This window comes from Bosea sp. F3-2, from assembly GCF_008253865.1.
Lineage (GTDB): Bacteria > Pseudomonadota > Alphaproteobacteria > Rhizobiales > Beijerinckiaceae > Allobosea.
Window position 1 is genome coordinate 3,030,930 of the sequence record NZ_CP042331.1, and the last position, 12,258, is coordinate 3,043,187.

14 protein-coding genes are annotated in these 12,258 nt (G+C 66.8%); 4 read left to right on the forward strand and 10 right to left on the reverse strand.

From position 1 onward, the window contains the following. Window positions 1–146: 146 nt before the first annotated feature. The 4 genes from lptB to FQV39_RS14040 form a co-directional block, all read right to left on the reverse strand. The gene (gene lptB, locus FQV39_RS14025; protein WP_149130855.1) at window positions 147–995 is read right to left on the reverse strand and encodes an LPS export ABC transporter ATP-binding protein; all 849 of its coding nucleotides are present in this window, start codon (window positions 993–995) and stop codon (window positions 147–149) included. A 60-nt stretch (window positions 996–1,055) separates the two neighbouring features. Continuing rightward, complete coding sequence (locus tag FQV39_RS14030) at window positions 1,056–1,754, reverse strand: LptA/OstA family protein (RefSeq protein ID WP_187640284.1); 699 nt, start codon at window positions 1,752–1,754, stop codon at window positions 1,056–1,058. A gap of 1 nt (window position 1,755) precedes the next feature. Next, complete coding sequence (gene lptC, locus FQV39_RS14035; RefSeq protein WP_187640285.1) at window positions 1,756–2,532, reverse strand: LPS export ABC transporter periplasmic protein LptC; 777 nt, start codon at window positions 2,530–2,532, stop codon at window positions 1,756–1,758. 158 nt (window positions 2,533–2,690) lie between these two features. Then, window positions 2,691–3,305, reverse strand: coding sequence for a ribonuclease D (locus FQV39_RS14040; RefSeq protein WP_149130858.1), 615 nt, complete (start codon window positions 3,303–3,305; stop codon window positions 2,691–2,693). 233 nt (window positions 3,306–3,538) lie between these two features. Between FQV39_RS14040 and FQV39_RS14045 the strand changes: the two genes are divergently transcribed. From FQV39_RS14045 to FQV39_RS14055, 3 genes are all read left to right on the forward strand, one after another. Then, window positions 3,539–3,964 carry a DUF805 domain-containing protein gene (locus tag FQV39_RS14045; protein WP_149130859.1) on the forward strand — a complete coding sequence of 142 codons (426 nt, stop codon included), beginning with the start codon at window positions 3,539–3,541 and terminating at the stop codon, window positions 3,962–3,964. 127 nt (window positions 3,965–4,091) lie between these two features. Next, the gene (gene dapE / locus FQV39_RS14050; protein ID WP_149130860.1) at window positions 4,092–5,303 is read left to right on the forward strand and encodes a succinyl-diaminopimelate desuccinylase; all 1,212 of its coding nucleotides are present in this window, start codon (window positions 4,092–4,094) and stop codon (window positions 5,301–5,303) included. A gap of 68 nt (window positions 5,304–5,371) precedes the next feature. Further along, window positions 5,372–5,956: a hypothetical protein gene (locus tag FQV39_RS14055; protein ID WP_149130861.1), complete on the forward strand. Its 585-nt coding sequence runs from the start codon at window positions 5,372–5,374 to the stop codon at window positions 5,954–5,956. A 7-nt stretch (window positions 5,957–5,963) separates the two neighbouring features. Here FQV39_RS14055 and truA read toward each other — a convergent pair whose 3' ends face one another. From truA to def, 3 genes are all read right to left on the reverse strand, one after another. After that, on the reverse strand, window positions 5,964–6,704 hold the full coding sequence (gene truA, locus FQV39_RS14060) for a tRNA pseudouridine(38-40) synthase TruA (protein ID WP_149130862.1): 741 nt from the start codon (window positions 6,702–6,704) through the stop codon (window positions 5,964–5,966). Window positions 6,705–6,911: 207 nt separating this feature from the next. Further along, the gene (gene fmt / locus FQV39_RS14065) at window positions 6,912–7,841 is read right to left on the reverse strand and encodes a methionyl-tRNA formyltransferase (protein WP_149130863.1); all 930 of its coding nucleotides are present in this window, start codon (window positions 7,839–7,841) and stop codon (window positions 6,912–6,914) included. A gap of 150 nt (window positions 7,842–7,991) precedes the next feature. Continuing rightward, a complete protein-coding gene (gene def / locus FQV39_RS14070) occupies window positions 7,992–8,531 on the reverse strand; it encodes a peptide deformylase (RefSeq protein WP_149130864.1) in 540 nt (179 codons plus the stop codon). Window positions 8,532–8,644: 113 nt separating this feature from the next. Here def and FQV39_RS14075 point away from each other — a divergent pair, with 113 nt between their 5' ends. Then, a complete protein-coding gene (locus FQV39_RS14075; protein WP_149130865.1) occupies window positions 8,645–9,829 on the forward strand; it encodes a DNA recombination protein RmuC in 1,185 nt (394 codons plus the stop codon). Here FQV39_RS14075 and FQV39_RS14080 read toward each other — a convergent pair whose 3' ends face one another. From FQV39_RS14080 to FQV39_RS14090, 3 genes are all read right to left on the reverse strand, one after another. Further along, window positions 9,830–10,339: an OsmC family protein gene (locus tag FQV39_RS14080; protein ID WP_149130866.1), complete on the reverse strand. Its 510-nt coding sequence runs from the start codon at window positions 10,337–10,339 to the stop codon at window positions 9,830–9,832. Between the two features lie 279 nt (window positions 10,340–10,618). Beyond that, window positions 10,619–11,401, reverse strand: coding sequence for an ABC transporter ATP-binding protein (locus FQV39_RS14085; RefSeq protein WP_149130867.1), 783 nt, complete (start codon window positions 11,399–11,401; stop codon window positions 10,619–10,621). A 12-nt stretch (window positions 11,402–11,413) separates the two neighbouring features. Beyond that, complete coding sequence (locus FQV39_RS14090; RefSeq protein WP_149130868.1) at window positions 11,414–12,244, reverse strand: ABC transporter permease; 831 nt, start codon at window positions 12,242–12,244, stop codon at window positions 11,414–11,416. Window positions 12,245–12,258 lie beyond the last annotated feature (14 nt).

Consider the following 12,258-nt stretch of genomic DNA (forward strand, 5'->3'; position numbering starts at 1 on the left):
CGCTCACGCGCCCGACGGCACGCTTCTTGCTTTCGAAAAGAACCCTAGCGCCAGCTCATCGCCGCGTCAAAGCCCATGCCTCGTTTGCGGGCAGGATTTTTGATGCACCGCAACAGCGCGATGCAAATCCAGGCAGACACCTCGCCTCAGAGGCGGAAATCCTCGCCGAGATAGACACGGCGGACATCGGGATTGGCGATGATCTCGGCCGGCGAGCCTTCGGTGAGCACGCGGCCGGAATGGATGATGTAGGCGCGGTCGACGAGCCCCAGTGTCTCGCGGACATTGTGGTCGGTGATGAGAACGCCGATGCCGCGGTCGGTCAGCTGACGCACCAGCGCCTGGATATCGCCGACCGCGATCGGATCGATGCCGGCGAAGGGCTCGTCGAGCAGGATGAAGGAGGGCTTGCCGGCGAGCGCTCGGGCGATCTCGCAGCGACGACGCTCACCACCGGAGAGCGCGATCGACGGCGCCTTGCGTAGCCGCGAAATGGTGAACTCCTCGAGCAGCTGGTCGAGCTGGCGCTCGCGCGCCTTGCGATTGGGCTCGACCACCTCGAGCACGGAACGGATGTTGTCCTCCACCGACAGCCCGCGGAAGATCGAGGCCTCCTGCGGCAGATAGCCGATGCCGAGCCGGGCGCGCTGGTACATCGGCAGGCCGGTGATGTCGTTGCCTTCGAGCGAGATGACGCCGAAATCGGCCCCGACGAGGCCCGTGATCATGTAAAAGATCGTGGTCTTGCCGGCGCCGTTCGGGCCGAGCAGGCCGACCGCCTCGCCCTGACGCAAATAAAGGCTGGCATCGGACACCACGGTGCGGCCGCCATAGCTTTTGCGCAGATTGCTGACGGCGAGGATGCCGGGCCCGCCGATCGCCACGGCGGTGGCGCCGAACGCGCCCTCTTCCGCAGCGCGCTTGCCGCTGCCGAAGAGCCCGCGCAGGCGGCCGAAGACTCCACCCGAGTTCGGAGCCTGGGTCCGTGCGGGCATGGTGGCAGGGCGGGGTGCTTCGGAGACGGTCACTGCGGCACGATCAGTTGGTGGGCGCGGTCAGTTCGTGGGCTTGGGCGCCGGCTTGGCGCCGGGCTTGTTCGCGTCGGCCTTGTTCGTATCCGAGTTCGGCACGAAGAAGCCCTGGACGCGGCCGCCCTTGTTGGTCTCGACATTGGCGACGCCGGTGACCGTGTTGTAGGTCAGCTTCTCGCCGCGGGTGATGTTCGGCCCGTCGTTCAGGGCGACGTTGCCGGTCATGATCACGACATTGTTGGCCCGGTCGAACTCGGCATTGTCGGAGGTCGCGGCCTGGGTCTTCGAAACGACGGTGACCGGCCCCTTGCAGAGGATGCGCTTGATCGAGCTGTCATTGCTGTTCGGCGAGGCCGGAGTCGCGGCGGCGGGCTTGGCACCGCCAGTGCCGCCCTGCCCGCCGTTGCGCCCTTCGTAGAGCACGGTCATCACCGAGCAGCGCACCGTGGTCTCGCCCTGGACCGCGACGACATTGCCGGTGAAGACGGCCTTGTTCTCCTTGTCGAGCACGTCGAGCTTGTCGGCGTCGATCTTGATCGGCTCCTTGCTGTCGCCCCCGAGACCGCCGAGCGGCGAAGAGGCATTGCCGCCGCGCGCCTTGCCCTGCGCAGCCTGCGCAAACGCCGCCTGCGGGGCTGCGGCCAGGACGACGCCCGCCGCCAGCAGCAGGGCGGCGCCGCGGAAGCCCTTGGCGAAACGGAAACTGTGGCTTGCCGTGCTCATGTCACTGTCTCTTCCCGTTGCCAGCATTGTTGGCAGGCGCGTCGCCTGCCGGGGCAGCCCGGTTCGCGTTCAGCAGTTCCGGCATCGGCGTGCTGCCCTCGCGCTCGGGTCCGGCGATCGTACCTGCTGGCGCGTTCCTGATGAAGACCCGGACTCGCCCCTCGAATGCGATCAACTCGCCATTGTTCTTCACGTCAAGCGTGTTGGCGTCCACCGTCGTCTCGCCGAGAGAGACCTTGACCGGTTCCTGCGAAGTCACGGCGCCGGATTTGAAGTCGACATCGGCCGTCTTCATCTGCATGTCATGGCCGCTCTCGGTACGAACCTTCACGTCGTCGACGAGCCTGAGCTTTTCCTTCTGGGTGTCGAACAGGCCTGTCTTCGCGTTGACCGTCACCCAACCCTCGCGCTCCATCTGGATGCGGGCAGTCAAGGTCTGAAGCTCGATCTGCGTCGGATTCTTGATCTCCTGGAAAGCGTTCTCGGCCGTGACCTGATAGGGCCGGTTGTTCTTTCGATAGCCGGAGAGCTTCGGCGTCTCCATCCGGACCTTGCCGCCGGTGATGCCGACCGAACTGACCGAGACATTGGCGAGCTTGCCGCGGAGCGGATTGAGGAAGGGGATCACGACCAGCGCGAGCACCAGCGTCACCGCGGTCAGAGGGATCAGCTTGCGCAGGATGTGAACGGCACGGGTGTGACGGCGCGCAGCGGCAAAGGCCGCGCGACGGCGCAGCGCCTGCGTGGAAATCCTCCCCGCCGGGTCGTTCAAGGTCATTGCCACAGTCATGCCCCGCGCAATGGCAGCCGCTCACGGCTTTTTCGTGTCGCCGGGCGAACCGCAACGCGCCCCCGCGCCGCTCGCTCCAGATCGGACGGGCGCACCCCTTGCGCCACGTCTTCGCGGCAGACTGACGCAAGAAGCCTTCGAAATTGTCAAGTGTGAGCGAAGATGTCGGTCTCCGCCCAGCCTGCCAAATCGAGCTCGGCGCGGTAAGGCAGAAACTGGAAGCAGGCCTGAGCGAGATGGCTGCGGCCCTCGCGCGCCAGCATCGCCTCGAGCTTGGCGTGGAGCGCATGCAGATGCAGCACGTCAGAGGCGGCGTAGGCGAGCTGGGCCTCGCTGAGCGTATCTGCGCCCCAGTCCGAGGATTGCTGCTGCTTCGAGAGCTCGATGCCGAGCAGCTCGCGCACCAGATCCTTCAGACCGTGACGATCCGTATAGGTGCGGGTCAGCTTCGAGGCGATCTTTGTGCAGTAGACCGGGGCCGTGACCACACCGAAGGCGTGACGCAGCACCGCGACGTCGAAGCGCGCGAAGTGGAAGAGCTTCAATACGGCCGGGTCTTCGAGCAGGCGGATCAGGTTCTTGGGACGCTCGCCATCCTTCAGGATCTGGACGACGTCGGCGGTGCCGTCACCACGCGAGAGCTGGACCACGCAAAGCCGGTCACGATGCGGGTTGAGGCCGAGCGTCTCGGTGTCGATCGCGACGCTCGAACCGGCCTCGTAGCCGTCAGGCAGATCGCCGCGATGAAAACGGATGGTCATGCTCGAAACCTCACTCGGGCTGCGCTGAGGCGCCCTTTCAACAGTACTCACCAAATGGAATGGCGGCAGACCGCACCGGAACGGCGCGCCTTCCGCAGCTAGCGGCCCCGTCTGGCTGGTTCAAGCCTTTTCTGAGTTGGCACAACTGGCCGACCACCCCGTTAACCTTTTATTCACTATAAGCTTCAAGCTTTCGTTAAGACATGCGAAAAGGGGGCAACCGGAGCTGACGCATGTCCCCGATTCGCCTCTTCTGCGATCTCGATGGCCGTATTGGCTTGCGGGCCTTCTGGCTCGGCAGCGCCGTCGTGGCACTCACCCTGTTTGCGCTGCAAAGGATCCTGCCCCAGCTGACGGATCCTCAGACCGCGCGCACCGCTCTCGCCTTCGCGAATGCCTTTGCGCTGTTCCCTTGGGTGGCGCTGGCAGCCAAGCGCGCCACCGACCGGGGCAGCAGCTCGCTCTTCGGCATCCTGCTGATCTGCGCGATCGTGCTGCCGGACCACCTGCGGCTCTACATGCCGTTCGGCTGGCGGCCCTCGCTGGAAGCGATCTCGACCATCGCCTGGGTGGTCGCTTTCATCGATCTCGGCCTGATGCCCTCAGCCAAGGACGAGCCGGCAGAGGCAATGGTCGCCGTCGAGGCCAGTTCCCGCTAGGCCGAAAGCGCGCTCGATCGCCGCGCGTCCTATCGGACACGAAGTGGCGATCTAACTCTTTGTTTGAGCATCGGATTCCTCCGAAAAGTGGATTCCACTTTTCGGTCCGATGCTTTAAAGCGGCGGCATGACGACTGCATCTGCTGCTTCAGCCCCGGCCCTTTCCTTCGACCCTGCCGATCCGGTCGCACTGACACAGGCGCTGGTGCGCTGCCCCTCCGTCACGCCGCAGGAAGGCGGAGCGCTCGCCCTGCTCGCCACGGTGCTGGCGGCGGAGGGCTACGAGGTTCATCGTCCGGTCTTCGGCGAGCCCGGCACGCCGGATGTTGAGAACCTCTATGCCCGCATCGGCAACGCGGCCCCGGTCTTCGTCATCGCCGGCCATACCGATGTCGTGCCCGTCGGCGACGAGGCGGCCTGGACGCGTGCACCCTTCGACGGCGCGATCGAGAATGGCATCCTCTACGGGCGCGGCGCCTGCGACATGAAGGGCGGGCTCGCCGCCATGATCTCTGCTGCGATCCGATATCGCCGCGAGAATCCCAATGCGCCCGGCTCGATCGCCTTTCTCGTCACCGGCGACGAAGAGGGACCGGCCGTCAACGGCACCGTGAAGCTGCTGGCGTGGGCGCATGAGCGTGGCGAGCGCTTCGACCACTGCATCCTCGGCGAGCCAACCAATCCGGCAACGATGAGCGACATGATCAAGATCGGCCGGCGCGGCTCGCTGACCGGCAAGCTCACCGTCCACGGCATCCAGGGCCATGTCGGCTACCCGCATCTCGCCGATAATCCGATCCGCGGCATGGTCCGGTTGCTGGCGGCGCTTGACGCCGCGCCACTCGACGCCGGCACGAAGCATTTCGACCCGAGCAATCTCGAGGTGACAACGCTCGACGTCGGCAACGCCGCGACGAACGTCATCCCCGCACAGGCGAAAGCCGTCTTCAACATCCGCTTCAACGATGTCTGGACGCCGGAGACGCTCGCGGCCGAGATCGACCGGCGCCTGCGCGAGGCAGCGGGCAACACCGTGCGCTACGAGATCAGCTTCCAGCCGACCAATGCCGTCGCCTTCCTGACCGAACCCGGCCCCTTCGTGACCATGGTCGCGGATGCAGTCGCCGCCGAGACCGGCAAGCGGCCGGCGCTCTCGACGACCGGCGGCACCTCAGACGCCCGCTTCATCAAGGGCTATTGCCCCGTTGTCGAATACGGCGTCGTCGGCAAGACGATGCACCAGATCGACGAATGCGTCGCCGTCGCGGACCTCGCCGCGCTGGAGCGGATCACGCATCGTTTACTCGCCAGCTATTTTGCAGCGCAACATACGGCTTGACGCGCCGGAACCACGGGTCTTTATCTCTCTTAGACGAAAGTCTAAGATCGCAGATGATGGAGACCGTGATGAGGCTCGCCGCCGACGACATCGCGCGCTCGCTGCGCGGTTCCTGGCACCTGATGACCCGCGGCACGGAGGCGCTTTCCGAACTCGACCTCAGTCGGGACGGGTTCTGGCGCTCCTATCTCGCCTTTGCGCTGATGCTGCCGGCGACGATCGCGATCCTCGCCGCGACGCGCCTGATGGCCGGGCTGCCGAACAGTGCGGGCCTCTTCACTGCCCCCGAGCTCGTGCTGGCGGTCAGCGGCGCGCTCTGTCTCGCCATTCTCTCCGTGCCGGCTCTGCTGATCGCGCTGCGGCCCGAGCTTACGCACGCCCCGCGCTTCACCAGTTTCGTCATCGCCTGGAACTGGGCCGGCATCGTCTCGGCCAGCCTGATGGCGGTTCCGGCGGCCGTCTTCGCGCTCGGCTGGTCGACGCCGCAGCTTGCGCTGGTACAGTCGGCTTTCTTCGCCGCGATCGTGCTCCGGTTGCGCTATTGCGTGGCGCGGGCCGCCTTCGGCCAGGAAGGTAACGCCATCGCCCTGCCGCTGATCGTCGCCAGCGTCGTGCTCGACTATGGCGTGATCCGGCTGTTCGGCCTGTTCTAAGCCGGCCTCAGTAGTCGACCCCGGCGAGATAAAGCCCACAGGACGGAGCCAGCGCCGCGCATTGCGCGCGGTCGCGCGCCGCCAGAATCTGGCCGAGCTTCTCTTCCGGCCAGCGCCCGGCCCCGACCATCTTCAGGCTGCCGACGATCGAGCGGACCTGATGGTGCAGGAAGGAGCGGGCATGGGTGTAGATCACGATCTCTGCGCCCTCGCGGCGGACATCGAGCCGGTCGATCGTGCGGATCGGGCTGTTGGCCTGGCATTCTGCGGCACGGAAGGTGGTGAAGTCGTGCTTGCCGAGCAGGGCCTTGGCCGCGCGGTCCATCGCCTCATGGTCGAGCTTCACCGGGACATGCCAGACGCGGCCGCGATCGAGCGCCGGCGGCGCCCGCCGGTCGAGGATGCGGTAGATGTAATAGCGGCGCTTTGCCGAGATGCGGGCGTCGAAGTCATCCGGCACGATCTCGGCGCTGAGCACGCTGACCGTGACCTGCGCCTTCAGCCGGGCATTGCTCGCATCGCGCACGACATCGGTGCGCCATTCCTTGTCGAGATTGACATGGGCGACCTGATGGGTGGCGTGGACGCCGGCATCGGTACGGCCGGCGCAGTGCAGCCGCACGGGATGGCCGCAGAAGGCCTCGATCGCCTCTTCGACGCTCTGCTGCACCGAGGGGTCGGTCGCCTGACGCTGCCAGCCCGAGAAGGGCGTGCCGTCATATTCGATGACGAGCTTGTAGCGCGGCATCAGACGGCTCCTCGCCACATGCCTTCCCCCGCGCCGTCATCCCGAACAAGCCGCCCTCGGGTCCGACCTTCGGTCGGCCCAAGGACAAGCTCCGCGGCGCCGATCCGGGATCCATGCCGGAACGTACCCGACATAAGTTCAGGCATGGATCCCGGGTCTCCGCTTCGCTCCGCCCGGGATGACAGTGTCGAGGGTGGCACGATCAACTCAGAGCTTGTCGCCGGCCCCGAGCCGGGCGCCGCGCAGGAACTCGGCCCCGCTCATCGGCGCCTTGCCGGCGCGCTGGACCTGAAGCAGCTTCACCGCGCCGACGGCGCAGGCGACCGTGCCCTCGTCATCGAGCAGCGTACCGGGCTCGGCCGCGCCGCCAGCACGCGCAGTGCGCAGGATCTTCAGCCGCTCCGGCCCCTTGCCGAGATCGATCTCGGCGAAGGCGCCCGGGAAGGGCGAGAGGCCGCGCACCCGATCATGCACCTGCTGCGCCGGCAGCGCCCAGCTCAGCTTTGCCTCGGCATTGGTGATCTTGGCGGCGTAGGTGACGCCGTCCTCGGGCTGCGGCGTGAACTGCAGGCCGCCGCGCCCCAGCGCTGCGAGCGCGCGCACCATCAGATCAGCGCCGAGGATGCTGAGCTGGTCGTGCAATTCGCCGGCGGTCAGGTCGGGGCCGATTGCCAGCGTCTCGACCATGCCGACCGGACCGGTATCGAGCCCGGCTTCCATCTTCATCACGCAGACGCCGGTTTCGGCATCACCGGCCATGATCGCGCGCTGGATCGGCGCGGCGCCGCGCCAGCGGGGCAGCAGCGAGGCATGGAGATTGAGGCAGCCGAGCTCGGGCAGGTCGAGGATCGCCTGCGGCAGGATCATGCCGTAGGCCACGACGACGGCGACATCGGCCTGGTGCGAGGCGATGATCTCGGCCTGTTCCGGCGTCTTCAGCGTCGAGGGCGTGAAGACCGGGATGCCGAAGCGCTCGGCCGCCTTGTGCACCGGCGAGGGCTTGAGATCGAGACCGCGGCCGGCCTGCGCCGGGGCGCGGGTGTAGCAGGAGATGACCTCATGCCCCTGGCCCACGATCTCTGTCAGCACCGGCACGGCGAAATCCGGCGTGCCCATGAAAATGACGCGCAAACTCATACGTCGAATATGACTCCATAACAGCAGTCATCCCGGGCGCCCGAATGGGGACCCGGGATCGGTGCCTGAACCTCTCCTGCCGGCGCTCCGGCATGGATCCCGGATCTACGCTGCGCTTCGTCCGGGATGACGGCGAGCGGATACGAAAACCTACGCAGCCCGCTCGCGCTTGGCCGCCTTGGCGAATTTCTTGGTGACGCGCTCGCGCTTCAGCCGCGAGAGATGGTCGATGAAGAGCACGCCGTCGAGATGGTCGATCTCATGCTGGAGGCAGGTGGCCAGCAGGCCGTCAGCCGCGATCTCCTGCATCTTGCCGTCGAGATCCATGTAGCGGACCTTGACCTCAGCCGGGCGCTCGACCTCCTCGTAATATTCCGGGATCGAGAGGCAGCCTTCCTCGTAGACGCTGAGTTCCTCCGAGGACCAGGTGATCTGCGGATTGATGAAGACCTGCGGCTTCCTAGGCTCCGGCTCCTCGCCCTCCTTCGCTTCCGGCTTCGACAGATCGATCGTCACCACGCGCAGCGGTGCGCCGATCTGGATCGCGGCGAGCCCGATGCCGGGCGCGTCGTACATCGTCTCGAACATGTCCTCGACCAGCGTCCGGATCTCGGGCGTGACAGCCTCGACCGGCTTCGAGACGAGGCGAAGCTGGGCGTCGGGCAAGATGACGAGCGGGCGAATGGCCATGGGTTTCCAAGGGAAAAGAGCTGTTGAGCCCGGGACATAAGCATTTGTGGGCAAGTGGTCAAACTGTTCCGCTTTCGTTCGCTATTCCCTGTCGAATCGGCTAGGCTCGGCGAATGAACGAGATCGCCTTCACCCTGCTGGAACGCCCGGTGAGCTGGGCCGAAGCGGCCCTCGGCTTCGCCGCATTGAGCCTCGTATTGCTGCTCCTGGCGGTGATCGCCGGCTGGCGAGGCGGCCAGAGCCGCGCGATCGAGGCCGCCATGGCGGCGGAGCGCGCCCGCGAGATGGACGACAAGGTCGCGGAGATGAACCGCCAGCAGGCGGAACTCGCCGGCCGCATGCAGTCGATGGCCGAGATTCTCTCGACCCGGCAGGGCGACCTTGCGCGGCTCGTCGCCGACCGGATGGATGGGCTGAGCCATAAGGTTGGCCAAGGCCTCGAGCAGAATGTCCGCCAGACCACGGAGAGCCTCGGCAAGCTGCAGGAGCGGCTGGCGGTGATCGACAGCGCCCAGAAGAACCTGACCGACCTGACCTCCGAGGTGGTGACGCTGAAGGATGTGCTCGCCAACAAGCAGGCGCGCGGCGCCTATGGCCAGGGCCGGATGGAAGCGATCATCCGCGACGGGCTGCCTGCCGCCTTCTTCGCCTTCCAGCCGCAATTGTCGAACGGAAAGCGGCCGGATTGCCTCGTCACCCTGCCCGGCGACGGGCGCGGCCTCGTCATCGACGCCAAGTTCCCGCTGGAGAGCTTCACGCTGCTGCGGGAGGCGCGCGGCGACGACGCACGCAAGGCGGCCGGCCAGCGCGTGCGCGGCGATGTCGGCGTGCATGTGAAGGATATCGCCGAGCGCTACTTCCTGCCCGGCGAAACGCAGGACATCGCGCTGCTCTTCGTGCCGTCCGAGTCGATCTATGCCGATCTGCACGAGCATTTCGACGATGTCGTGCAGCGGGCGCACCGGGCCCGGGTGATGATCGTCTCGCCCTCGCTGCTGGCTCTGGCGATCCAGCTGATGCAGTCGCTGGTGCGCGATGCGCGGATGCGGGAAGAGGCACAGGTCATCCAGACCGAGGTCGGCAAGCTGCTCGACGACGTACGCCGGCTCGGCGAACGCGTCGACAAGCTCGACAATCATTTCCGCCAGGCGCAGGACGATGTCGGCCAGATCAAGACCTCGGCCGGCAAGGTCACGAGCCGCGCCGAGAAGATCGGCGCGCTCGATTTCGACGACGAGAAGAGCGAGCCGAAACTGCCCTTCGCCAAGGGGCTGGAGTTGAAGGCCGCGGCGGAGTGATCAGCCGCGGTTGAGCACCGCCGACAGCTCCGGCTTCACGTTCAGCGTCTGGAACACGACGCAGTAGCGCTCGGTGAGCTTGAGCAGCGTGTCGAGCTTCTCCTGCGGCGCGTCGCTCTCGACGTCGAAGGAAAGGCGGATCGCCCTGAAGCCGACCGGCGCATCCTTGGCGACGCCGAGCGTGCCGCGGAAGTCGAGATCACCCTCGGCGCGGACCACGCCCTTCTTCAGCTCGATCTCCAGCGCGGTCGCGACCGCCTTCAGGGTCACTCCGGCGCAGGCGACCAGCGCCTCCAGCAGCATGTCGCCGGAGCAGAGCTCGGCGCCCGAGCCGCCGGTGGCCGGATGGAGTCCCGCAAGTGCGATGGCGCGGCCGGTCTCGACCTTGCAGGCGATGTGCTGGTCGTCGAGCTCGCCATGGGCCTTGAGCGTGATGACAGCCGCGTCGGGGGCTTCGCGATACTTGTCCTTGAGCGGCGCCTGCAGGGCACGCAAAGCTGTGACGTCCATGGGCTGAACCTCTCGTTCGAACGGAAAATCGTCTTGAACGGCAGATAGGCTGAGGCTGGTTGGAACACTAGACCGATTATCGATCAAGCTGGATCGGAGAAGCCGTCATTGCGAGGAGCGAAGCGACGAAGCAATCCAGGAATCATAGAGCTCTACGTCCCCCTGGATTGCTTCGCGGAGCCTGTCCTCGGGCTTGCCGAAGGCAAGACCCGGGGGCTCGCAATGACGGTTCGACCTGATCGAAAAGCACTCTAGCCTATTCGGGCCGATGCTCTTGCCCTACCACCACATGCCGGCGGTCTCAGCCGTCCTCTCCTGATGCGGAGCCTCGTCGCGCAGCGATCTGTCAAGCGCGCGCAACGCCTCGCGCTTCGTCGCCTCGAAGGCCGGCGAGAGCCGGTCTCGCGGGCGTGCGAGCGGGTTGTCGAGCTCGTCGAAGATGCGGCCGGGCTTGGGCTGCATCACGATGATGCGGTCGGCGAGCGTCACCGCCTCCTCGACATCATGCGTGACCATGACGACGGTCGGCCGGCTTTCCTGCCAGAGCGACAGCAGATGGCCGTGCAGGCTCGTCCGCGTCGTGGCATCGAGCGCCGAAAAGGGCTCGTCCATCAGCAAGAGCCTCGGCCGAGTGACGAGGGCGCGCGCGATGGCGACGCGCTGCTGCTGGCCGCCGGAGAGCTCGCGCGGCCAGCGCTTCTCATGGCCGGCGAGGCCGACGCGCACCAGCGCATTGGTCACCAAGCCTTCCCGCTCGAACGCGGAACGGTGCGACAGCCCGAAGCCGACATTCTCGGCGACGCTGAGCCAGGGGAAGAGCCGCGGCTCCTGGAAGATGACGCCGACATCGGCGCGCGGCTCAGTAATCGCCCCGCCGTCGAGCCGGATCGCGCCCTCGCTCGACCGGTCGAGCCCGGCGACCAGGCGCAAGAGCGTGGTCTTGCCGCAGCCGGAGCCGCCGAGCAGGGCGAGGATCTCGCCACGCCCGACATCGAGCGTGATCGACGACAGGGCGAGTGTGCCGTCGGCATAGGTTTTGGAAAGCCGGTCGAAACTCAGCACGGGGATAAGCCTTCAGAGCTTGTCGTGCGCCGTATCCTGCCAAAGGAGGAAGGGCCGCGTGATGGCGACGAGCAGCCCGTCCGCCAGCTTGCCGAGCACGGCGAAGCTGATGATGGCCGCGATGATGGTGTCGGGACGGCCGAGCTGCTGGCCGTCCACGAGCAGATAGCCGAGCCCCTCGCTCGCCCCCATGATCTCGGCAGCGACGACGAACATGAAGCCGAGGCCGAGGCCGGCGCGCAGCGCGGTGATCCAGCTCGGCAGGATCGCCGGCAGCAGAACCCGGCGGACCATGGCAAGCCGCGACAGCCGGAAGACCCGCCCGACCTCGACGATCTTGCGGTCGATGCCCTGGATCGCCGCGGCGACGCCGAGATAGACCGGGAAGAAGACGCCGACCGCAATCAGCGCCACCTTCGAGGCCTCGAAGATGCCGAGCCAGAGGATGAAGAGCGGCACCCAGGCGATCGAGGGGATCGCCCTCAGCGCCTGCAGGGTCGGGTCGAGCAGGCTGCGGGCGACGGGCAGCGCTCCCGTCACGGCGCCGAGCAGCGTGCCGGCCAGAGCGCCGAGGCCGAAGCCTGCCCCGACCCGCCAGAGCGTCGCGCTGGCATGGGTCAGGACCTCGCCCGAGGCGGCAAGGCTCCAGAGCGTGCGGCCGACGACGCTGGGCGGCGGCATCAGCCGACCGTTGGCGATGCCGGCGGCGACCAGCCATTCCCACAGGATGGCGAGCCCGACCGGCAGCACGAAGCCGGCAACCGCGAGGCCATAGGCGCGGCGGGGGGCGGCCGACCGCCCTTCCCGTGTCTCGACCGCGGCTTCGACCTCCAGAACGCTCATCGCCGGGCCGCTAC